The sequence below is a fragment of the Rhizobium sp. X9 genome (assembly GCF_018873185.1).
GTDB lineage: Bacteria > Pseudomonadota > Alphaproteobacteria > Rhizobiales > Rhizobiaceae > Agrobacterium > Agrobacterium oryzihabitans.
Map to the genome: position 1 here is coordinate 2036873 of NZ_CP071312.1, position 22796 is coordinate 2059668.

At 61.0% G+C, this 22796-nt stretch carries 20 protein-coding genes; 11 read left to right on the forward strand and 9 right to left on the reverse strand.

The window, feature by feature from the left end:
• Window positions 1-13: 13 nt before the first annotated feature.
• The 6 genes from JZY08_RS24215 to JZY08_RS24240 form a co-directional block, all read right to left on the reverse strand.
• Window positions 14-292: a phosphopantetheine-binding protein gene (locus tag JZY08_RS24215; RefSeq protein ID WP_216331969.1), complete on the reverse strand. Its 279-nt coding sequence runs from the start codon at window positions 290-292 to the stop codon at window positions 14-16.
• Window positions 285-1118: a siderophore-interacting protein gene (locus JZY08_RS24220; protein ID WP_216331970.1), complete on the reverse strand. Its 834-nt coding sequence runs from the start codon at window positions 1116-1118 to the stop codon at window positions 285-287. The genes JZY08_RS24215 and JZY08_RS24220 overlap by 8 nt, the downstream gene beginning before the upstream one ends.
• 232 nt (window positions 1119-1350) lie before the next feature.
• Window positions 1351-2304 (reverse strand): ABC transporter substrate-binding protein, encoded by a 954-nt coding sequence (locus JZY08_RS24225; RefSeq protein ID WP_216331972.1) that lies wholly within the window; start codon window positions 2302-2304, stop codon window positions 1351-1353.
• Between the two features lie 23 nt (window positions 2305-2327).
• Window positions 2328-3392, reverse strand: coding sequence for an iron ABC transporter permease (locus tag JZY08_RS24230; protein ID WP_216331974.1), 1065 nt, complete (start codon window positions 3390-3392; stop codon window positions 2328-2330).
• Window positions 3389-4402 carry an iron ABC transporter permease gene (locus tag JZY08_RS24235; RefSeq protein WP_216331975.1) on the reverse strand — a complete coding sequence of 338 codons (1014 nt, stop codon included), beginning with the start codon at window positions 4400-4402 and terminating at the stop codon, window positions 3389-3391. Before JZY08_RS24235 ends, JZY08_RS24230 begins: the two co-directional genes overlap by 4 nt.
• The gene (locus JZY08_RS24240; RefSeq protein WP_216331976.1) at window positions 4399-5214 is read right to left on the reverse strand and encodes an ABC transporter ATP-binding protein; all 816 of its coding nucleotides are present in this window, start codon (window positions 5212-5214) and stop codon (window positions 4399-4401) included. The genes JZY08_RS24235 and JZY08_RS24240 overlap by 4 nt, the downstream gene beginning before the upstream one ends.
• A 200-nt stretch (window positions 5215-5414) precedes the next feature.
• Between JZY08_RS24240 and JZY08_RS24245 the strand changes: the two genes are divergently transcribed.
• Window positions 5415-6716 (forward strand): NtaA/DmoA family FMN-dependent monooxygenase, encoded by a 1302-nt coding sequence (locus JZY08_RS24245; protein ID WP_216331977.1) that lies wholly within the window; start codon window positions 5415-5417, stop codon window positions 6714-6716.
• A gap of 2 nt (window positions 6717-6718) precedes the next feature.
• Here the strand turns inward: JZY08_RS24245 and JZY08_RS24250 are convergent, their stop codons facing one another.
• Window positions 6719-7495: an IclR family transcriptional regulator gene (locus JZY08_RS24250; protein WP_216333512.1), complete on the reverse strand. Its 777-nt coding sequence runs from the start codon at window positions 7493-7495 to the stop codon at window positions 6719-6721.
• A 271-nt stretch (window positions 7496-7766) separates the two neighbouring features.
• On the opposite strand from JZY08_RS24250, the gene JZY08_RS24255 reads away from it, so the two are divergent.
• Window positions 7767-9860: a TonB-dependent receptor gene (locus tag JZY08_RS24255; protein ID WP_216331978.1), complete on the forward strand. Its 2094-nt coding sequence runs from the start codon at window positions 7767-7769 to the stop codon at window positions 9858-9860.
• Between the two features lie 319 nt (window positions 9861-10179).
• Here JZY08_RS24255 and JZY08_RS24260 read toward each other — a convergent pair whose 3' ends face one another.
• The gene (locus JZY08_RS24260; protein WP_216331979.1) at window positions 10180-11367 is read right to left on the reverse strand and encodes an acyl-CoA dehydrogenase; all 1188 of its coding nucleotides are present in this window, start codon (window positions 11365-11367) and stop codon (window positions 10180-10182) included.
• 96 nt (window positions 11368-11463) lie between these two features.
• On the opposite strand from JZY08_RS24260, the gene JZY08_RS24265 reads away from it, so the two are divergent.
• The 9 genes from JZY08_RS24265 to cml all read left to right on the forward strand — a co-directional run bounded on the left by JZY08_RS24265 (window position 11464) and on the right by cml (window position 21519).
• Window positions 11464-12384, forward strand: coding sequence for a LysR family transcriptional regulator (locus JZY08_RS24265; RefSeq protein WP_003499002.1), 921 nt, complete (start codon window positions 11464-11466; stop codon window positions 12382-12384).
• 135 nt (window positions 12385-12519) lie between these two features.
• Entirely contained in the window at window positions 12520-13587 is a 1068-nt protein-coding gene (locus JZY08_RS24270; RefSeq protein WP_035227019.1) for a LacI family DNA-binding transcriptional regulator, read from the forward strand.
• Window positions 13584-14606: an ABC transporter substrate-binding protein gene (locus JZY08_RS24275; protein ID WP_216331980.1), complete on the forward strand. Its 1023-nt coding sequence runs from the start codon at window positions 13584-13586 to the stop codon at window positions 14604-14606. The genes JZY08_RS24270 and JZY08_RS24275 overlap by 4 nt, the downstream gene beginning before the upstream one ends.
• A gap of 174 nt (window positions 14607-14780) precedes the next feature.
• Window positions 14781-15608 carry an ABC transporter permease gene (locus JZY08_RS24280; RefSeq protein ID WP_216331981.1) on the forward strand — a complete coding sequence of 276 codons (828 nt, stop codon included), beginning with the start codon at window positions 14781-14783 and terminating at the stop codon, window positions 15606-15608.
• Window positions 15605-16384 (forward strand): ABC transporter permease, encoded by a 780-nt coding sequence (locus JZY08_RS24285; RefSeq protein ID WP_003499009.1) that lies wholly within the window; start codon window positions 15605-15607, stop codon window positions 16382-16384. The genes JZY08_RS24280 and JZY08_RS24285 overlap by 4 nt, the downstream gene beginning before the upstream one ends.
• A complete protein-coding gene (locus JZY08_RS24290; protein WP_216331983.1) occupies window positions 16377-17402 on the forward strand; it encodes an ABC transporter ATP-binding protein in 1026 nt (341 codons plus the stop codon). The genes JZY08_RS24285 and JZY08_RS24290 overlap by 8 nt, the downstream gene beginning before the upstream one ends.
• Before the next feature lie 2 nt (window positions 17403-17404).
• Entirely contained in the window at window positions 17405-18325 is a 921-nt protein-coding gene (locus JZY08_RS24295; protein WP_216331985.1) for a nucleoside hydrolase, read from the forward strand.
• Window positions 18322-20115 (forward strand): adenine deaminase, encoded by a 1794-nt coding sequence (locus JZY08_RS24300; RefSeq protein ID WP_216331987.1) that lies wholly within the window; start codon window positions 18322-18324, stop codon window positions 20113-20115. Before JZY08_RS24295 ends, JZY08_RS24300 begins: the two co-directional genes overlap by 4 nt.
• Before the next feature lie 213 nt (window positions 20116-20328).
• Window positions 20329-21519 (forward strand): CmlA/FloR family chloramphenicol efflux MFS transporter, encoded by a 1191-nt coding sequence (cml, locus tag JZY08_RS24305; RefSeq protein ID WP_216331988.1) that lies wholly within the window; start codon window positions 20329-20331, stop codon window positions 21517-21519.
• Window positions 21520-21593: 74 nt separating this feature from the next.
• On the opposite strand, the gene JZY08_RS24310 is transcribed toward cml, so the two are convergent.
• Window positions 21594-22766 (reverse strand): M20 aminoacylase family protein, encoded by a 1173-nt coding sequence (locus tag JZY08_RS24310; RefSeq protein ID WP_216331990.1) that lies wholly within the window; start codon window positions 22764-22766, stop codon window positions 21594-21596.
• Window positions 22767-22796 lie beyond the last annotated feature (30 nt).

Here is a 22796-nt window from a genome sequence, read left to right on the forward strand (position 1 = left end):
TCTTTTGTTGGGATCAATGTTCCGCGCGCGACCGTTCGATCAGCGCCTGCCAGGCGACAAGCGTCGGCTGGCCGGCCAGATCATCATAGTCAAGGCGCGTGCCGGCGAGTTGCGAAAGCGGCGGGATCAGGCGCATGAGGGCAAGCGAATGAAGCCCGCAGCCGAACAGGTTGGCATTCGGTCCGATATCCCCCACCTCATCGTCGAGAACCTTGGCGAGATGAGCCTTGAGTTCCGTCGTCATCATTTTCGCCTCCAGCCTCGCCCCCGCCGCGACTACCGGCTCACTCATCGAAATGATCGTGAACGCCGCTTGCGCCGCGCCGCCAGTAGCCGGAAGCGCGGGTCCATTTGGGATTTGCACCGAATTCGCCGACGAGAAGGGTGCGCAGGTCTTTAGCGGTTTTCGATTCGCAGGCGACCCAGCTGAAGAAATCGCCCTTCGGCAGGTCGAGTGCGCGCAGCGCATCCGTCAGGGCGTCGGCGCCGCCTGCGGCCTTCGGCGTTACCCAGATGATCGAAGCGTCAGCTTTCGTGGCGATGTTCAGGCGGTCAGCCTCCGTCTCGACCTCGATCAGGGCCACGACGCGGGTGCCCTCAGGCATTTCTTCCAGTCGCCGCGCCAGTGCGGGAAGGCCGGTATCGTCGGCGACAAGCAGATGCCAGTCGAAGGTGAACGGAACGGTGAAGGAACCGCGCGGGCCGGCAATCCATGCCTTGTCACCCACCTTTACGGATTTTGCCCAGTTGCTAGCGGGGCCTTCATGATGCGTGGCGAAATCGATGGCGATTTCACCCTTTTCCGCATCGAAGCTGCGCGGCGTGTAATCGCGCGCCAGCGGGCGGGGTGAACCTTCGGGAAATTCAAGGCCGTTCGGGCCGATCACCGGAAGGTTGGGCTCGGTTTTACCGGGGAGCGGGAAGAACATCTTGACGTGGTCGTCAAAACCAAGGCTCTCAAAGCCCTCCAGTTCAGGCCCGGTCAATACGATGCGCACCATGGAGCGGCTGAGTTTTTCCACGCGGGCCACGTCAAGGCAGCGCAGCTTGACGGCGTAACGATGGCGTTTGGGAGTACGATCCGGAACGCCGGTTTCAATGCTTTGTGCAGTGCTCATGTTGCTAAGTTCCCTGGGATATCGCCGATGGGGGGTCGGCAGTTTCGCTGTCCCGGATCGGCATGCCGGATAATCGCGCACCGGAGTTTCCGGCGGGAGATCCGACGTCGTTGCGTCAAGATGCGCGAACCATAACAGGCGGTTCCGGCGCTCGCAATATAAGTTTCTTCAAAAACTCAAGTTTATATCCGGCGCATGGTTTGCGCCGGAATTGGGCGTGCGGCAGGGGAGGTTAACGGCGGCCTGCCCAGCTCTCCACCGCGTCCAGCGTGTGCAGGGCGCTGGGAATCGACGGCGTCGTCACCCGGGTGGAATCGAGGAAAACAATCCTGCCCTCGCGTGCCGGTTTGACGAAGCGCTCCCAGCCCGGAATGATCTTTTCAAGTGCGGCGCGCGTTCCGGCTTCACCACGGGCGGGGCTGTTATAGCTGTTCATCACGACCAGCAGATCCGGGTTGAGCTTGCCGAAAGCCTCGGCACTGAGCGGCATCGTCAGGGTTGAGCCGAGCCCGCCCGAGGAGGTGGCGTTGTCGATCTTCAGCCGGGCATATCCCAGATCCTCCAGCGCCTGCACCGCGCCGGACATGTCGCCGACCGCGTTGATCTGGTCTGTCAGCAGAATTGCGAGATAGGTCTTGCCTTTTACGTCTTCGCCGAGCGCTTTTTTGACGGTGGCGAGTTTCGCGTCATAGGTCTTGCGGCGCTCCGCGAACGCGTCACCTCTGCCCACCAGACGCGAAAGATCTTCCTCCACGCTGAAGCCATAGGTGTGGCCGGTGCTTACCTTTTGCAGATAGACGGGCGCGACGGTGGAAAGTTGCTCGGCCTTGCCGCTATCCATTTCCGTTGCGACGATCAGGTCGGGTTGCAGCGCCCTCAGCTTTTCGAGATCGATCTGGCCGACCGCGCCAAAACCCTTCGGTTTCGTGCGGCCTTCACCGAGAACCGTGTCGATGAAATCGACGGCGGTGGCGAATTTGCCGTCGCTGTTGCGGCCATAGGCGCCGACGACGTTGGCGCCGAGATCCATCAAGGGCACGCCCAAAAGAGGCTCGTGCATGACGACGATGCGCTGCGGCTGCTCCGGAACGGAGACTGTGCGGCCGGCGGCATCGGTGACGGTTCGCTCAGCCGCAAGGCTGCTTCCGGCGGTCAGAAGTGCTGCAACGAGGAGGGCAAATCGCATGGCATTCCCTTTGTTCAATGTATTCAGTGGCGGTTGGTTCGGCGCAGCGCCTGCAGGCGCAGCGTGAGGATGAAAAGCGGCACGCCGATCAGCGTCAGCGCAAGGCCGATAGGCATCGGTGTATCGGCCACCAGCCCACGCGAGAGCGTATCGGCGGTCACGACCAGAATGCCGCCGGTGAGCCCCGACAGGAAAAGCCGGGCGCGGCCGACGGCGGGCGACACGAAGGTGGCGAGATGTGGGGCAATGACGCCGAGAAAGGTCAAGGGGCCGACAGCAGTGACGGAAGCGGAACTGAGGATAACGGCGAAAACGATGACGAGCGGGCGCGAATGTTTGACGGTCTCGCCAAGCGCCATGGCCATCTCGTTGCCGAGATCGAAAACAGCAAGCGCCCGACCGATGAGAAAAATGCCGGCAAGGCTGGCCGCGAAGAGAGGCGCGAATACGAAAATGATCGGCCAGCTCGCCTGAAACAGCGAACCCGCCATCCAGTCGGCAAGCGAAAGCGAGGTTTCCGTCGGAGTGTAGAGCAGCAGCACTGATGAGACGGAGGAGAGGGCGGATTCGATTGCGATGCCCATCAGCAGGATGGCGAGACCGCTCGAACGTTCGCGCCCGACAAGTGCGATGAGCAGGAAGGCCACCGAAAGGCCGCCGCCGACGGCTGCAAGCGCCACCATGGTCTTGGGTGCCGCTGGCACCAGCACAAGAAGCAGCATGATGGTGGTCATCGATCCCTGGCTCAGACCAAACAGGCCGGGATCGGCAAGCGGATTGCGGGCGACCGATTGCAGCATGGCGCCGGCCAGCGCAACGCTCCAGCCGGCCATGAAACCAAGCAGGATGCGCGGCAGCCGCACCGTCCACAGCGCATAGGCCTGATCCTCGCCCAGATGCCCGCCGGCAAGGCCGCGCAGGAGGTCGATGAGACCCGTCTGCGTATTGCCTAGGCTGACGGAAATGGCGACCAGCGCCAGCGCCAGCAGGATCAGCGCAAGGCCGGCCTTCAGGTTGCCGATGCCGATCTGCAGACCGCTCGGCAACCGCAGGACCGCTTTGCCGTCGGTGGCGAATTGCCGCTTCATGACAGCCCCCTTGCCGAAGGCGAGAGGTAAAAGCGCTTGACGATAACGATGAAGACGAGCCCGCCGAGCAGGTCCATGAACAGTCCGGTATTGACCACATAGGGCCTGAAAAGGGTCTGCGCGCCAAGATCTGCCAGCACGCAGAGACTTGCGCCGACAAGGGCGGAAGCGGGTAAAGCGAGCGTGAAATTCACCCCAACCAGCGGCCGGACCATATGCGGAACGATGAGGCCGACGAAGCCGATCGGGCCGCAGATCGCCACGGCTGACCCGGAGGCCAGCATGGTGGCGAACAGTGCGATGCGGGAAACGCGTGTGACGTTGACGCCTGCGGAGGCGGCTTTTTCCGCACCCAGCAGAACGAGCGTCAGCGGACGGGCGACTGACCAGAGCATTACCAGCGCAATGGCGCCAATCCACCAGAAATCGCTGAGGCGTCCAGCATAAACGTGGTTGATGTTGCCGCCAACCCAGCTCAGGAATTCGGCGCGGCGTGTGGGGTTTGACAAAAGGAGGGCGTTGGTGATGCCGATCAGCAGCATGGAGACAAGCGCACCGGAAAGGATGAGCGACAGGCCGCGCGGATCGTTTGCCCGCCCTGCCAGCCGGGCGACGAGAAAGCAGGCGCCAAAGCCGAAACCGGCGCCTGCCAACGCCGCAAGCCCCTGCACCTCCGGAGAGAGATCGAACACCAGCGCGCCGGAGACCACAAAAAGCGTCGCACCTGCATTCAGGCCCAGGGTGGAGGGCGAGGCGAGGGGATTGCGGGCGAGACCCTGCAGCACACAGCGGCTGACGGCGGTGGTGGCGCCGACATAGATCGCAATCAGCAAGCGCGGGATCTGTTGATAGAGGAGAACCGACTGTTCATAGGTTTCGGCATCGCCACGCAGAAGTGTCGCCACGATTTCGGCAAGTGGCATGTCGGCAGCCATCAGCACGAGGTTGATGACGAGAATAATGACCAGCAGCAGGGCCGCAGCGAAGATCAGCGTTATTTTCGACGTCATGCCGGAATGGCCTGTTCCTGCCGCTCGAGGCGGGGCACGCAGATGAGCCGCCCCTGCCGGGAGAATATGTCGGCCTCGAGATCAAAGACGTCGGCAACATTGGCTGATGTGACCGTATTCGCCACCGGCCCGGAGGCGAGAACCCGCCCGGCCTTCAGCATGATGACGTCATCGGCGAAAGTGGAGGCGAGATTGAGATCGTGCAACACGACGATGACCGTCTTGCCGTGCATGTCCGTCAGTTCGCGCACGAGGTTGAGAACGGCATATTGATATTTCATGTCGAGGTGGTTGACCGGCTCGTCCATCAGGATCACCTCCGTGTCCTGCGCCAGCACCATGGCGATGAAGGCGCGCTGGCGCTGGCCGCCGGAGAGCGTGTTGACCTGCGCTCTCGCCTTGTCTTCCAGCCCGACGGTCTTCAGCGCCTCGGCAAACAGCGCCCGGTCGCGCTCGGATGGGCCGCCGCCAATCCCGTAACGCGCATAACCCGCAAGCTCGATCAATTCGCCAAGCGTCATATAGTCAGGGCAATGACATTCCTGCGGCAGATAGGCGATGCGGCGGGCGAGTTCCCGGCGTCCGATCTCGCCGATCAGGCGGTCATCAAGGCTTATCTTGCCGGATGACAAAGGCACGAACCCCATGATGGTCTTCAACAGCGTCGACTTGCCACAACCGTTGGGGCCGACCAGCGCGGTGACGCGGCCGTTTTGAAAGCGGGCAGACAGGCCCTGCAATACGGGGATGTGTCCGTAACTCGCATGAAGGTCCGTGGCATCAAGCACCGGATTACAACTCCTGTTATTCATAGGGCCGTGCGTCGACACGACGCACGGATTATCTAAGTTTTTGAATTCACACATCGAACTTGCGGAAATCGGGTTTCATACCGGCAAGCGCGACAGGGTGGTCTTGAAGCAACACTAAACTATAGTAAAATTCTCCACAAATCGAAATTTGCCGATTCACATCGGGGATTTCGGAAGGATTTTTTCATTCGAGGTGTTTCATGTCAGTCGCGCGCAAGCTCCACATCGGCATGTCGCTGGCGCCAACCTGGCTCAGCGGCGAGGCATGGCGGCGTGCCGACAGCGGCATAGACGGGGTGTTCTCCAGCGATTATTTCGTCGATCTTGCAAAGCGCGCCGAGGCTGCACATGTGGATTTCGTGTTCCGGCCCGATACGCTTTTTCTGCGCACCGAGGGGCTGGAGAGCGGCGGTGGATTTGCGAGCATGGACCCGACCATGCTTCTGGCGGCCATCGCACGGGAGACCAGCCATGTCGGCCTGTTATCCACCATTTCGACGACATTTCTGCCGCCCTATGTGGTTGCCCGCCAGCTCCAGTCCCTGAACTGGCTGAGCAACGGCCGGGCGGGCTGGAACATCGTCACGGCGCTGGACGGTCACGAAAATTTCGGCCTGACGGAAATGCCGTCGCCGCAGGAGCGTTATGAGCGGGCCGCCGAGTTCACGCAGGTGGTGCAGCAGCTCTGGGCAAGCTTTCCGAGCGAGGCGCTGAAGCTCGACAAAGAGAGCGGACGTTTTGCCGATTCATCGCTGGTGCAGCCGGTCGCCCATGCGGGCAGGCACTTCAGCGTCAAAGGCCCGCTCAACCTGCCGGCCCATGCCAGCCGCATTCCGCTGGTGCAGGCGGGTGCTTCTCCCGAGGGGCGCGATTTTGCGGCTTCCGTTGCGGACGCGGTCTTTGCCTCGACGCCGGATATTCAGGCGGCAATCGAACTGCGGGCAGATTTGCGACAAAGAGCGGAGCGGCATGGTCGCTCACCGGATGTGGTGAAGCTGATGCCGGGTCTCAGCCTTTATCTCGCAGACACGAAAAACGAGGCGCAGGAACTCTTTGCCGAGACCAATGCACGGGCCAATCGCGCCCGCATCTTTGCCTCCATTCATAATTTGACGGGCCTTGATCTCTCCGACTGGCCGCTCACGCGGATTGTCACCGCTTCGGATTTGCCGCCGCCGCCCGAGACACCCAGAAGCCGCACCCATGCCAGCCTGCTGCTGCGGCTGATCGAGCGGGAGATGCTGAGCGTTGCGGAGTTGTTGCGGCGTCCGGAGGTGATGGGGTCTGGCCACTGGCAGATCATCGGCACGGTTGACGATGCCTTCGAGAATATCCGCGAATGGGCAAAAGCCGGTGCTATCGACGGCTTTGTCGCGGTGCCAGGCGGTTCCGTTGCGTCGATGCGGCTGGTGCTGGAGCGGCTGCTTCCGAGGCTTGGTGATGCCGGGCTTTTCCGCACGGCCTATTCCGGCCGCACCTTCGCAGAGCATCTGGCCGGATAGGTTTATAACCCGCCGGATTCTGCCGTTGCCTTTCTGGCCGCTTCGAGAAGCTGCGGAAAATGCCCTTCGGTCTCGGCGGTGGCCAGAAATGATACGGTGGTGACGACGCAACAGATTTCGCCCTGGGCGTCGAAAACTGGCCCCGCCTTGCCCGTCAGGGCGGAAAACAGATGTTCGTTGAGTTCCGCGCCGCCTGTCTCACGAATGGCGTGCAGGACTTTGGCGTCCGGGCGGGAGCCGCGGAAGGCGACCGGCTGCAACTTGCGCACCGCGGCTATCCTGTCAGCCGGCAGATAAGCCTGGAAAACCAGCCCGCAGGCGCTGTTATCCAGCGGCAGAACATCACCCAGCGCCACGGTGCTGATGGAGAAGCTGGCGCTCCTGTGCCACTGCACCACGGTCGGGCCGCGATCCGTCCAGATCGCCACGCCGCAACTTGCGCCGATCTGCGAGGCCAGCGTTTTCATCTGGCGACCGGCGGTCTCGACCGGATTGATTCGCCTGAGCGCACTGATGCCTATCGCGAGTGCGGTCGGGCCGAGATCGTAGCTGCCGGTTGCGGGATCCTGCGCCACCAGCCCTTCGCGCACCAGGCTTTGCAGGTAACGATGGGCGGTGGAGCGGCCGGTGCCGGCGCGTTTGGCGAGTTCGCCGAGTGCAAGCGCCCTGTCCGATTTTGCCAGAAGATCGAGAAAACGCGCAGCAATCGACACCGACTGAATGAGTGCAGAGCGCTTCTCTCCCTCGTTTTCCGGCAGATTGCCCAGCTCGTCATCCATGGTGTTCAAGCCCGTTCCCCCTTGTCGCGTGACCATGCCTAGCGCATCGGAGCGGAAATCGGAATCGATTTCTGAGCCGTTTCAACGTCTTCCCCTTGCGGTGCGGAAGGAGGCGACAAAGGAAACTCGATAAACTTTGTTGTAAATATGGCACATGCCGCTGCGGAACCCTGTGTGTCCGCAATACAGAACGCATTCTCTATTGCGAAACGGATAACGCTTCCGTTACTTGAATATGACTTTAATACTCATGTTTATTTAGGGGTGTGTGATGGGGTTTCGTTCTAGCGGCCGTTTGATGAGCGGGGTCAGCGTGTTGACGCTGACGGCTTTGTTTGTGACGCCGGTTTTCGGTCAGGATCAGCAGGCTGAGGCCTCGGGAACGACCGTTCTCAAGCCGATTGTGGTGACCGGTGAAAAAGTCGCGCGCGACATGAAGAACACGGCGTCATCCGTCTCGGTCATTTCCAGTGAAAAAATCAAAAAGGAAAAGACTGGCGACCCGACCGTATCGGAAGCGATCAAGGATATTCCGAACATCGTCTATACCGACAATGTCAGCGCCCCCATCATTCGCGGACAGGATACGCAGGGACCGAATACGGGTTCGATCGCCTTCTTCACCGGCACGGTGCCGCGCGCCACGATCAATGTCGACGGCCACTATCTCGGCTACAATGAATTCATCTATGGCGCCTCCTCTATCTGGGATGTCGACAGCATCGAAGTCTTCCGCGGCCCGCAGACCACCTCGCAGGGCGCCAATGCCATTGCCGGTGCGATCCTCGTCAATACAAAGGACCCGACCTTTACGCCCGAGGCATCCTATCAGGCTGAAATCGGCAACTATCACCAGAAGCGGGGTTCTTTCGCACTTTCCGGTCCTCTGATCGAAGATGAGCTGGCCGCTCGTATGGCCATCGACTACTCCGGCCGCGACACCTTCATCGATTACATCAGCTCGGCTTTTGCCCATGACGGCACGGACCAGAACTTCAAGGAGTTCAATGGGCGCTTCAAGCTTCTGTGGGAACCGGCTGAAATTCCCGGCCTTTCGACCAAGCTGACCTATTCCTACAACGCCTCGAACCGGCCAAGCCAGGAGGCTGCGTCGCGCCCCTTCGAGGATCTCAACCACATTACCACGACGATGCCGAGCTTCAGCCAGTATACCAATACCGGGATTCTGGACGTCAATTATGATTTCGAAAACGGCGTGAAACTGTTCAACCAGACGCAGTTTTCCTCTTCCATCGCCAAGCGCCGGGTTGGCATTGCCAATAACGGCGATGCGGATGTCGATCTCAAGAACACCTCCCACGAAACGCGCGTGACCTTCGGCGATCAGGAAGATGTGCTGAGCGGCGTTGCGGGTATTTATTACGCCCACTCACAGGCTGACGAAGTTCTTTATCTGCGCGGGACGTCCAAGTTTGACGATACCAAGGACAATCTCGGTCTTTTCAGCGAGTTGAGCTATCGCCTGACCGACCAATGGACCCTGACGGGCGGCCTGCGCTACCAGCGGGACCAGATTCAGCGCAGCGGTTATCGCACATTGAGCGCGACCTCCAGAAGTTCGGTGAATTATGACGAAACCTTCTCGGAAATCCTGCCCAAGGCCTCGCTCGCCTATGCCATCAATGACGACTGGACAGTCGGTGGCCTGATCAGCCGTGGTTACAATCCCGGCGGTGTCGCATTCGACCTGACGACCAGCAAATGGCGAACCTTCGACAAGGAAACCATCTGGAACTACGAGCTGTTCACGCGTGCCAACCTGCTCGACGATACGCTGACGGTAAACGGCAACCTGTTCTACATGGACATGAACAATGCCCAGTTTAACGTGCCGGTGGTTGTCTCCACGGGCATCAGCGAATCCTACACCGTCAATGCCGAGGAAGCCCATGCCTACGGTCTGGAAATCGGCGTGGATTATCAGGTTCTCGACAATCTGACACTGAAGGCCAGCGCAGGTCTGCTGAAGACGAAAATCGACGAGATTTCCAGCAACGCCGCCTACGTCGGCAAGGAATTCGCCAAATCGCCGGGTTACAGCTTCACCATCGGCGCAAGCTGGGATGTGACGGACAAGTTCACCGTCTCGGGCCAGGTCCGTCATCTCGACGGTTATTATTCCGACACGGATAACAAGGCCGTTTATGCGATCGACCCCTATACGATCGCGGATGTGCGGGCGAGCTACAAGTTCCAGGAGGAGCTTGAGTTCTACGCCTACGTCAAGAACGTCTTCGACGAGCGCGCACCGACGCTCATGAAGGAAAACCGCGGCATTGGCGGCATTGAGGCCAGCATGACCGAACCGCGCATGTTCGGCATCGGCGTGCGCGGCACGTTCTGAGCCGCCACCTGAGTTGAAAAGCAAAAAGGCCTTCGAAGTGATCTTCGAAGGCCTTTCTGTTTCAGGGGGATTACTCCCGATGATACGATTTGAGCTTGGCTCAGAGGGCAGGCTCACATTTGCCGGGGCGTCATGCACTCTCCCTCCGTCATTCCGGCCTTGAGCCGGAATCCAGCCAGCCCAAGTCCTTGGGCTGAAAGGAGTCTTCCCGCCGTGCAGACGCACGTCGGCTGGATTCCGGCTCAAGGCCGGAATGACGGTGGGGGAATCTTCGCGGGTGTACTATGCCGGTGCTGATCCCGCCTCCAGTCCACAAGCCTCAGAAAAACGCTTGAATGCCCGTCTGCGCCCGGCCGAGGATCAGCGCGTGGACGTCGTGCGTGCCCTCATAGGTGTTGACCGTCTCGAGGTTCTGGGCGTGGCGCATGACGTGGTATTCGATCTGGATACCGTTGCCGCCATGCATGTCGCGGGCCTGGCGGGCGATATCCAGCGCCTTGCCGCAATTGTTGCGCTTGATGATCGAGATCATTTCCGGCGCCATTTTATGCTCGTCCATCAGACGGCCGACGCGCAGCGATGCCTGGAGGCCGAGAGCGATCTCGGTCTGCATGTCGGCGAGCTTCTTCTGGTAAAGCTGCATGCCGGCCAGCGGCTTGCCAAACTGCTTGCGGTCGAGACCATATTGCAGGGCGCGGAACCAGCAATCTTCCGCCGCACCCATGACCCCCCAGGAAATGCCGTAACGGGCGCGGTTGAGGCAGCCGAACGGGCCTTTCAGGCCGGAGACATTGGGCAGCAGCGCGTCTTCGCCCACTTCCACGCCGTCCAGAACGATCTCGCCCGTAATCGAGGCGCGCAGCGACAGCTTGCCGCCGATCTTGGGGGCCGAAAGTCCCTTCATGCCCTTTTCCAGCACGAAACCGCGGATCTGGTTGTCATGGGCTTCCGATTTCGCCCAGACGACGAAGACATCGGCGATTGGCGCGTTGGAAATCCACATCTTCGAGCCGCGCAGGCGATATCCGCCCGCGATCTTTTCAGCGCGGGTCTTCATGCCGCCGGGGTCGGAACCGGCATCCGGCTCGGTCAGGCCGAAACAGCCGATCAGTTCACCGGAGACGAGGCCGGGCAGATATTTCTTCTTCTGCTCGTCCGAGCCATAGGCGAAGATCGGGTGGATGACGAGCGAGGACTGCACGCTCATCATCGAGCGGTAACCGCTGTCGATCCGTTCCACTTCGCGGGCGACGAGACCATAGGCCACGTAACTTGCATTGGCTGCGCCATATTCTTCCGGCAGGGTGACGCCGAGAAGGCCGGTGCGGCCCATCAGGCGGAACAGTTCCGGCTCGGTAGTCTCGGAAAGATAGGCTTCGGAGACACGCGGCAGAAGTTCCGATTTGCCAAAGGCGGCGGCGGCGTCGCGGATCATCCGCTCGTCGTCGGTCAGTTGGTCTTCGAGCAGAAAAGGGTCCTGCCAATTGAATGCTGCGTGTTCGCTCACGTGATGCCTCCGGATTTGCTGGCCGGATTATTGGTATTCGAGCCAGTTGGCACAAGCCATGTTTACTCATTTTTGCATTACATATAGTAATGGCTCATGACGTCTCTCAGCCGCAAACTTCTGCCCTCCACCAGTGCGCTCGCCGCCTTCGATTCCGTTGCCCGGCTCGGCAGTTTTTCCGCCGCCGCGGACGAGCTTGCATTAACGCAGGGGGCGATCAGCCGGCAGGTTATGTCACTGGAAGAACAGCTTGGCGTGCGCCTGTTCGAGCGCGGCGCACGCGGGGTGGCGCTGACGACCGAGGGCAGCGCCTATGCGAAATCGATTGCCGCAGCCCTTGGCGAGATACGCTCCGCCTCCCTCCAGATCATGACCAAAACGCATGGCAATACGCTGAACCTTGCCATGCTGCCGACATTCGGCACCCGCTGGCTTCTGCCGCGTATCCCGGATTTCGTGGCGAACCATCCCGAAATCACCATCAATTTCGCCACCCGTATCGGGCAATTCGATTTTGAGCGCGAGCAGCTGGATATGGCGATCCATATCGGTCAGGCAGACTGGCCGGGGGCGGAAAGCACCTTTCTGATGCATGAAATGGTCGCCCCGGTGTGCAGTCCCGAGTTCCTGAAGGCGCATCCCATCGAAAAGGGCGAACATATTGCAGCGCTTCCGCTTCTGCACATGGCTTCGCGGCCGGGCGCATGGAGCCACTGGTTCGAAAGCCTCGGCCTGTCGCTTGCCCTGCCGCAGGGCATGCGTTTCGAGCAGTTTTCCAGCGTGGCGCAGGCCTGCATCGCCGGGCTTGGCGTGGCGCTGATGCCGCTTTTCCTGATCGATAATGAGCTGAAATCGCGGCAGCTGGTGAAAGCTTTCGATCATCAGGCCAAAAGCCCCAGCTCCTATTATGCCGTGGCGCCGCTTTCGCGCGCCAACCATGTTCCGGTCGTGCTGTTTCGCGACTGGCTGGTGCGGCAGGTGGAGGCCTATCGTGCCGCCAGCAATCCACAGCTCTAAAAAATAATAGCACTTTTTTCGGGCATTTAGACTTTATGCCTCGGTTTTCGCCCGGTTTTGCCCCGGTCCGGACTCGACAGGGCGGTTTTGCTCGACTATCGTGATTAAACGTTTAATCAGCCCCTTCGGACCATCATGGCGTCTTCACGGCCTGCCACCAATCTGAGCGCGATAGCAGCGGCACTCGGCGTGTCGGTTGCAACCGTGTCCAATGCGCTGTCTGGCAAGGGTCGGGTTTCGCCGGAGCTGGTGGAGCGCATCCGCAAGACCGCAAGCGAGCTTGGTTATGTGCCGAGTTCGGCGGGCAGGGCGCTTCGCACCGGCAAGAGCGGCGTTCTGGGGCTGGTTCTTCCCGATATCGCCAATCCTCTTTTCCCGCAGATCGCACAGGCCATCGAAAAGGCGGCCGTCAATGCGGGTTATGGCGTGCTGATCGCCGACTCGCGCGGTGAGATCGCCATGCAGACGGATGCCATCAACCGGCTGATCGAGCGCGGGGTGGATGGCATGGTGGTCGTTCCCCGCCGGGGCACGCGCATCGCCGATGTCGACTGTCCGGTGGCGGTGATCGACAGTCCATCGACACCTGGAAACACAGTTGCCGCCGACCATTGGGATGGCGGCAGGCAGGTCGGCGAATATCTGGCGGGGCTTGGCCACGACAGGGTGGTGCTGGTGGGCAAGAACCGCGATTCCAACGTGCAGAACGACCGCCTTGGCGGCATTCGCGATGGGCTCGGCAAGGCCTGCACCACGCAGACGCTATGGATAGATGCCATTGAAAAGGCTGATGGCGCGGGTTGCCGTCTTGGCCTCGCTGACCGGGTTGCGGATGGTTTTACCGCCTTTGCCTGCGTATCGGACCTGCATGCGCTGCGCGCGCTTACCGAATTGCAGCGCGAGGGTATCGAGGTGCCGGAAGAGGCCAGCGTGACGGGCTTCGACGATCTGATCTTTTCGGCCGTCGTGACGCCGCCGCTGACGACGATGCGCATGGATATGGGCCGCATCGCCGATCTGGCGGTCGAGGCGCTGCTGCGCGCAATCGATGGCGAAGCCGGCTTCGAAAACGGCATCGCCGCCGAGGTGAAGGCTGAAATATCGAACATACCGATGGCGCTGATCATGCGCGGCTCCACCGGCAGAAAAAAGCATGATGCGATTGAAGCCAAAAACACGACAGCAGGAGAACTCACACCATGAAAAAAATCATTCTTGCATCGGGCGCCGCCCTGATGCTGACGATGGGTGCCGCGCAGGCGCAGGACAAGACGCTGACGATCTCGGTCTATGCCTTCGCGCAGGACGAATTCAAGGAACTGGTCTATACGCCGTTCGAAAAGCAATGCGGCTGCAAGCTGGTTGTCGAGACCGGCAACAGTGTCGAACGTCTGGCCAAGATGGAGGCCAACAAGGCCAATCCGGTGGTCGATCTCGCCATCGTTTCCATGGCGGATGCGCTTTCCGCCACCCGCAAGGACCTGATCCAGAAGATCGACGCTTCCAAGGTCCCGAATATCGACAAGCTCTATGATATCGCCAAGGACCCGAATGGCGACGGCATGAGCGTCGGCGTCAATTTCTACGCCACCTCAATCGTTTACCGCACCGACAAGATGAAGGTCGATAGCTGGGCCGATCTCCTCAAGGACGGTATCGTCGACCATGTCGCCTTCCCGAACGTCACCACCAATCAGGGCCCGCCGGCGCTTTACATGCTCGGCAAGGCTATCGGCAAGGATACGCCTGATCTTTCCGGCGCGATCGAGGCCGTGGGCGAAAAGAAGGACGATATCGTCACTTTCTACGTCAAGTCCTCGCAGCTGGTGCAGTTGATGCAGCAGGAAGAAATCTGGGCCGCCCCGATCGGCCGCTTCTCCTGGGCGCCTTTCACCAAGCTTGATCTGCCGCTCGCCTGGGCAACGCCCAAGGAAGGCCAGACCGGCGGCATGAATGTGCTCGTGGTGCCGAAGGGCACGAAGAACGAAGATCTGGCATTGCAGTTCATGGATTTCTGGCTCTCGACCGACGTTCAGAAGGCGCTGGCCGAAAAGCTGGTGGACAGCCCGACCAACAGGGAAGTCAAGGTTTCCGACGAGGTTGCGAACAACATCACCTATGGCGACGAAACCGCAAAAAGCCTGCAGCTCATCCCTTCCGACGTGACGCTGGATAACCGCGACAAGTGGCTGTCGGAGTGGAACTCCAAGGTCGGGCAATAAGCCGGGACAGTTTCAGTCAGGAACGGGGTGATTTTCAGCGTCCGCAAGGGCTCGCCCCGTTTCAGGAAAAGCGGTTTGGTCGTCCCCTGACCGCTTTTCCAACCTTTTCAGACCGCAAGCCGGCACGCCGGCTTCAACCGTAACCGGCCGCGTGGCCGTTCAGGGAATAAACCCATGTTTCAGAACCGGGCCGAAGCGCTGGCGCTTGCCTTGCCCGCCGCTATTTTTGCGGCGGCGGTCTTTCTTGTGCCAGTCTTCATGCTTCTGTCGGAGGGCTTCCACAGCGCCGATGGCTGGACATTGTCCGCTTACGCCGATTTCTTTTCCGATCCGCTGAACCAGACGGTTTTCCTGCGCACCCTGAAGCTTGGCGCGCTCGTCACCGTCGTCTCGGCGGTGGTGGGGTATGCGGCGGCTTTCGCCATCGTCAACCTTTCGCCGGGGGCAAAAGGCCATGTGGTCAATCTGGTCGTGCTGCCGCTGATGATTTCGCCGGTTGCCCGCACCTATGCCTGGATCGTCATTCTGGGCAGAACCGGCATCGTCAACCAGGCGCTGCAGGCGGTCGGCTTGAGTGACGCGCCGATCCGCATCCTGTTTTCCGAAACGGCCGTTTTCATCGGCCTTCTGCAATTGTTTCTGCCGCTGATGATCATCTCCCTCATCAGCGCGCTGGAGAATATGCCGAAGGACACCATCGCCGCCGCGCGCGTTCTCGGCGCAAACTGGCTGCAGGTGTTCTGGAAGGTCATCCTGCCGCTCACCAAGGAAGGGCTGGTTGTCGGCGGCACGCTGGTCTTCACCGGTTCGCTGACGGCCTATATCACGCCCGCCATTCTCGGCGGCTCCAAGGTGCTGATGCTGGAAACCCTGCTTTACCAGCAGGTGACGGTTTCCAACAATTTCGTCGCCGCCAGCGTCATCGCCTTCATCCTGATCGTCATGAGCTTTGCCGCCAATATCCTGCTGAAGCGCATCGCCACCGCAAGGAACAAGAAATGACCCGGCAGCTCTTCATTCCGCTCACGCTCCTTCTTGTCGTCGGTTTCCTCATCGGGCCGTTCCTTATCATTGTTGCCGCCTCGTTTTCGGCCGGCGATACGCTTGCCTTCCCGCCGCAGGGCTTTTCGCTGAAATGGATCGCCAAGGTCTTTACGGTTGAGAGCTTCCGGGAAAGCTTTGCGATGTCGATGTTCCTCGCCATTGGCGGCACCTTTGCAGCGCTCATCCTCGGCATTCCCGCCTCCTACGCCATGTCGCGCTACAAGCTGCCTTTTGCCGAGACGGTGCGCACCATCGTTTCCGCGCCGATCATCGTGCCCGGCATCATCGTCGGTCTCGCGCTGCTTCGTTATTTCGTCGTGCCCTTCGGCATCGGCATCACGCTTGCTTTGTTCCTCGCCCACACCGCGCTTATCCTGCCCTATGCGGTGCGGGTGGTATCGGCCAGCCTCAACAATCTGCGCTCGGATATTGAGGAGGCGGCGGTGCTGCTCGGCTCGTCGCGGCTCGGTGCGTTTTTCCGCGTGGTGCTGCCGAATATTCGTGGCGGCATTCTCTCCGCCTTCATTCTCGGTTTCGTGACGAGCTTCAACCAGGTGCCGGTATCTCTGTTCCTGTCGGGCCCCGGCGTGCGCACGCTGCCCATCGACATGCTGGGTTACATGGAAATCGTCTTCGATCCTTCCGTGGCCGCACTCTCCTCGCTGCTCGCCTTCCTTTCCATCGGCATCGTCTTCATGGCCGAACGTTTTCTGGGGTTCTCCCGTTATGTCTGACGCAAATTACCTTTCGCTCCAAAAAGTCTCGCTCGCTTATGGCAACAGCATTGCCGTCAAGGATCTCGATCTCGATATCCGCAAGGGCGAGCTGCTCGCGCTTCTGGGGCCTTCCGGCTGCGGCAAGACCACGACGATGCGCGCCATTGCCGGGCTGATGCCGGTGGCGGGCGGACGTATCGATCTCGATGGGGCCGATATCACCCGCGTTGCCGCCAACAAGCGCGCCGTGGGTCTGGTGTTCCAGTCCTATGCGCTTTTCCCGCATCTGACGGTCTATGAAAACGTAGCCTTCGGCCTGAAGCTCAAGGGCATGAGCGGCAAGACGCTGGAGGACAAGGTCGCCTCCGGCCTGAAATCGGTGGGCTTGTCCAATTTCGCCTCGCGCAAGCCGGCTGAACTATCAGGCGGCCAGCAGCAGCGCGTGGCGCTGGCGCGCTCCATGGTCATGGAACCGAAGGTGCTCCTGCTCGATGAGCCGCTTTCCAATCTCGATGCCCGCCTGCGCCTTGAAATGCGCACGGAACTGCAGCGCGTGCAGAAGGAGACCGGCGTGACGATGATCTTCGTCACCCATGACCAGATCGAGGCCCTGGCGCTGGCTGATCGCATCGTCGTCATGAAGGGCGGTAAGATCGAACAGATCGGTACGCCGGAAGAGATTTATAACGCACCGGTTTCGTCCTTCGTGGCGGATTTCGTCGGTTTCGAAAACATCTTCGCGCTGGAAGGCGGCGCGCTCAAAACCGCAAACGGCACGACACCGCTTCCCGGACCAGTCCTTTCAGCATCCGGACTGGCCTGGCGGCCGCGCATGGTCACCCTCGGTTCAGGTCCTTTCCAGGGAACCGTGCGCGGCACCTCCTTTGCCGGCAACAGCCGCGAATATCTGCTGGATACGCCGCTTGGTCCCATCAAGGCGGAAACCGATGCCGCCCTGACCTCCCACGCAATCGGCGATACGCTCGCTTTCGATCTGCCGGTCGAAAAGGCGGCGAGCCTCAAGGTGTTCAACTGACCATGGGTGTATGGATCGATACCGATATGGGCTTTGACGATATTGCCGCCATCATGGTGGTGCAATCGTCGGGCCTTGCCATTGACGGCATTTCGCTGGTCTTCGGCAATGCGACGCTTCAGGCGGTCTGCCGCAATGCCGCCGGCGCCGTTGCCGCCTTCGGCTGGTCGATGCCGATCCATCAGGGCCGCGCCATGCCGGTGCTGGGCGCACTCGAAACCGCCCAGTCTATCCTCGGCGATAACGGCATTCCGACTGTCGGTCAAAGCCTGCCGGATGCGGCGGCTCTGCCGAAAAGCGATGCTTTTGCCGTCCTGTGCGGCTGGCTTGAGGGGGCAGGCGAGAAGCGCATCCTCGCGCTCGGCCCGCTCACCAATATCGCCGCCCTTTGCCTTGCCCGGCCCGATCTTGCGGCCAGAATTTCCGACCTCACCTGGATGGGTGGCGGCGTAACGAGCGGCAACCACACGGCATCTGCCGAATTCAACGCCTTTGCCGATCCGGAAGCGCTGGCCATCGTGCTTTCCCATGGCCTGCCGCTGCGCATGGTCGATCTGGACGCCTGCCGCAAGGTCACCGCCTCGCCGGCCGATGTGCTGCCGATCCGCTATGCCGGCGGTAAAAACGCCGGTCTGATTGCCGACCTGCTGGAAGGTTTCATCGGCATCGCCACAAGACGCGGCAGACCCGCCATGGCGCTTTATGATCCCGTTGCCGCTGTCGCTTTCACCTCCGAGCTTCTTGGATGGCGCCATGCGCGGATCGATGTCGAACTTCACGCCTCGCTGACGCGCGGACGAACGGTGGTTGAGGCACGGGCCGAGAAGGTGACGGGTTTCAACGCGCATTTCGCCGAGACGGTGAATGCCGAAGCCGCAAAGTTGGCGGTTCTCGAGGCGCTGCGCCGGGAGGCTGCCCTATGAGTGCGCAACTCCCGATGCGCGAGCCAACCGATCTCAACGACGATGCGCTGCGCACCCGCGCGGTTGCCGCCGCGCGCGGCGATGCGCCTTTTGATGTCCTCATTGCTGGCGGAACGCTGGTGGATGTGGTGACGGGAGAACTTCGCGCCGCCGATATCGGCATTGTCGGCCCGCTGATCGCCAGCGTTCACGAACCGGCAAGCCGTAGCGATGCTGCACAGATTATCGATGCGACCAGTGCCTATGTATCGCCGGGCCTGATCGACACACATATGCATATCGAAAGCTCGATGGTTACACCGGCCGCCTATGCGGCGGCAGTGGTCGCCCGTGGCGTCACCACCATCGTCTGGGACCCGCATGAATTCGGCAATGTGCATGGTGTCGAAGGGGTGCGCTGGGCGGCGAAAGCAATAGAAAACCTGCCGCTGCGCGCCATTCTGCTTGCGCCGTCCTCAGTACCGTCAGCACCGGGGCTGGAATGCAGCGGTGCGGATTTCGATGCCGGAATTCTCGCCGATATCCTGTCGTGGCCGCAGGTCGGCGGCGTTGCGGAAATCATGAACATGCGCGGCGTCATCGAGCGCGATCCGCGCATGAGCGGCATCGTGCAGGCCGGTCTCATCTCGGAAAAGCTGCTCTGTGGCCATGCGCGCGGCCTGAAGGATGCCGATCTCAACGCCTTCATGGCGGCGGGCGTTTCTTCCGATCACGAGCTGGTCTCGGCTGAAGACCTGATGGCAAAGCTTCGGGCGGGGCTGACCATCGAGCTGCGCGGCTCGCACGATCATCTGCTGCCGGAATTCGTGGAAGCGCTGAATGCGCTCGGCCATCTACCGCAGACGGTGACGCTCTGCACCGACGATGTTTTCCCGGATGATCTGTTGCGGGGTGGCGGGCTGGATGATGTGGTGCGCCGCCTTGTCGGTTATGGGCTGAGGCCTGAATGGGCGCTACGCGCCGCCACTCTCAATGCCGCGCAACGGCTCGGCCGGTCCGATCTCGGCCTCATCGCCGCCGGTCGCCGTGCCGATATTGTCGTCTTCGAGGATTTGAGCGGCTTTTCGGCATGCCATGTGCTCGCCGGTGGCAAAGCAGTCGCGGAAGGCGGGCGTATGCGCGTCGAGGTTCCGGCCTGCGATGCGACAACGCTCGAAGGCTCGATGAAGCTGCCGCAGCGCAAGGCCGATGATTTCCGGGTTGCCTCCGAAGGCTCGAAGGTCCGCCTCGCCACCATCGACCGCCCGCGTTTCACGCAATGGGGTGAGGTGGAGGCCGAAGTGAAGGACGGTTTCGTCGTACCGCCTGAGGGTGCGACGATGATTTCCGTCACCCATCGCCACGGCAAGGCCGAGCCTGTCACGAAAACCGGCTTCCTTACCGGCTGGGGAAGCTGGAACGGCGCCTTCGCCACCACCGTCTCGCATGACAGCCACAACCTCACCGTCTTCGGCGGCAATGCCGAGGACATGGCGCTGGCCGCCAATGCGGTGATAACGGCAGGCGGCGGTATGGCTGTCGCCTCTGAGGGCAAGGTGACGGCACTTCTACCGCTGCCGCTCTCCGGCCTCGTTTCCGATGCGCCGCTTGAGGACGTCGCAAAGGCCTTCGAGGCATTGCGCGCCGCTGTCGGCGATGTCGTCGAATGGCAGCCGCCCTATCTGGTCTTCAAGGCCTGCTTCGGCGCCACGCTTGCCTGCAATATTGGCCCGCACCAGACGGATATGGGCATTGCCGATGTGTTGACGGGACGGGTGATGGAGAGCCCGGTGATTGCGGTGGTGGGGTAGGCCGGGGCCAAGCGTTGCCAAAAAGCCGGTATATTGCTAAATCCAACCCTCGTTTACCCGTCGCTTTATAGGAATGTTGAACATGGGTGCCTCGAAGTCAGCAGATAAGTAAGCCGCAACGACGATATTTCGTTGTTGCGGCGTTCTGTCGAGCAATCCCTGTTCCATCGGGCAGACGCCGCCAAATGTCCTCATTTGAGCGGATCAATTCTCATGTCTATTCAAACTCCCGTTTGGGGGAGATCGCTGTTTGCAGCAATGCTGCTCATGGCTCCCTTTGATATTCTCGCCTCGCTGGCCATGGATATTTACCTGCCGGTCGTTCCCGTGATGCCGGAAGCTCTCGGCACTACGCCGGTCGTCATCCAGCTGACGCTCACCGTTTACATGGTGATGCTCGGCCTTGGGCAAATCGTGTTCGGCCCCATCTCGGACCGCATTGGCCGCCGACCGGTTTTGCTCGGCGGCGCCGTGCTATTCGTCGTGGCCTCGTTCTGCCTTGCAGCCGTGACGACTGCGAGTGCCTTCATCGTGTTCCGGTTCCTTCAGGCGGCGGGTGCGGCGGCGGCATTGGTCGCCACTTTCGCCACCGTTCGCGACGTCTATGCGGACCGCCCGGAAGCAACGACGATATACGGAACGTTCAGCTCCATTCTCGCATTCGTCCCGGCCCTCGGCCCGATTGTCGGGGCGGTCATCGCCGAAGGATACGGCTGGCGTGCCATCTTCGTCACTCTGGGGACGGCCGCTCTCATCGCCACGGTTGCCGCGTTGATGAACTGGAGCGAAACCCGGCCGGTGACGGCAGGGATGTCGCGCCCATCGCCCTTGCGCATGTTGGGCAGTGGCCGTTTCTGGACCTATACGCTTGGGTTCAGCGCTGCCATGGGGACGTTTTTCGTATTCTTCTCCACCGCTCCGCGCGTCATGATCGGCAGGGCAGGTCTCTCCGAGGTGGAGTTCAGCCTGGCTTTTGCAACGGTGGCGATCGCCATGATCGTTACCACCCGTTTTGCGAAGTTCTTCGTCGCCAGATGGGGTGTGCAGGGCAGCCTCGTCAGGGGCATGGCCCTGTTGCTGGTGGGGGCCTTTCTGTTTGCGGCAGGTGAAATCGGGGCGGTCCCGTCACTCCTGACATTCATCGTGCCGATGTGGGTCATGGCGGTCGGTATCGTTTTTACGGTCTCGGTCACCGCCAATGGCGCGCTGGAGGAGTTCGGGCATATGGCGGGCACGGCCGTCGCCTTCTACTTCTGCATTCAAAGTCTGTATGTGGGAATAGTGGGCACCCTGGCGGTCGTCATCCTGCCGGGTGATACGGCATGGCCCGTGGTCGCCTATTCATCGATCATGGCCTGCATCGTTCTGATCGCGCTGTATTGGCTGAACCGCCGGGACATCTGAGAGAGAAAGCCGGGCAGCACCATTGGTGTTGCCCGGCTTTTCAGTTTTGGGAATGCGCAATGCGGTTTGCCGCCTTATTCTGCCGCCAGTTCCTGCTCCACCAGTGTTGCCCAGAAAGCGACCCCGGGAACGATTGCCGCGTCGTTGAAGTCATAGGAGGTGTTGTGGTGCAACGCGCCATCCACCGCCGGGCCGTTGCCGAGCCAGACGTAGCAGCCGGGGGCTTCGCCCGCGAAAAAGGCGAAGTCGTCGCCTGCGGTCGAGGGCGGGAAGGCGGTGCGGGCCTTGTTGCCGAAGACGGTCTTGGCGGCTCGGAGCGCCCGTTTCGTCGCATCGGCCTCGTTGATGACGGGTGGAATGCGGCGAATGAATTCATAGTTTGCCTCGATGCCGAACATCGCGGCCGTACCCTTGGCGAGCCTGCCGATTTCCGTTTCAAGCTGGCTGCGCACATCCGGCGCATAGGCGCGCGCCGTGCCGCCGATTTCGACCAGATCGGGAATGACGTTGAGCGCCTTCGGGTCACCCGCCTGCACCGAGCAGGCGCTGACCACGGCAGGTTGCAGCGGATCGACGACGCGGCCGACGATGCTTTGCAGCGAAGAGAGGAAGGTGCCCGCCGCCGTTACCGGATCGCGGCCGAGATGCGGCTTGGCGCCGTGGGTGCCGATGCCCCTGAAGGTGACGCGCCAGCTATCGGACGAGGCGAGCTGCGGGCCTTCCACCACGGCCATCTCGTCAATGCCCAGCCCCGGCATATTGTGCAGTCCATAGACCGCATCGCAGGGGAACAACTCGAAAAGCCCGTCCTCCACCATTTTTTTCGCGCCGCCGCGGCCTTCCTCGGCCGGCTGGAAGATGAAATGCACGGTGCCGGAAAAATCGCGGGTTCTGGCGAGATAACGCGCGGCACCCAGCAGCATGGCGGTGTGGCCGTCATGGCCGCAGGCATGCATCTTGCCGGGGAATTTCGATTTATACGGCCGATCTGGAACTTCCGGCATGGCGAGTGCATCCATGTCGGCGCGAAGACCGATGCTGCGGGTGCCGTTGCCCACCTGTAGAGTGCCGACCACGCCGGTGCCGCCAAGACCGCGATGGACCTTCAATCCCGCCCTTTCGAGCAGGTCGGCGACGATGGCGCTCGTCCTCTCCTCTTCAAAGCCCAGTTCCGGATGGGCGTGGAGATCGTGGCGAAGCTCCGTCAGGAATGGCAGGTCCTCGCCGATGCGGTCCAGCAGTCTCATAGCTTGTCCTTGAATATGGGAAAAACCCAC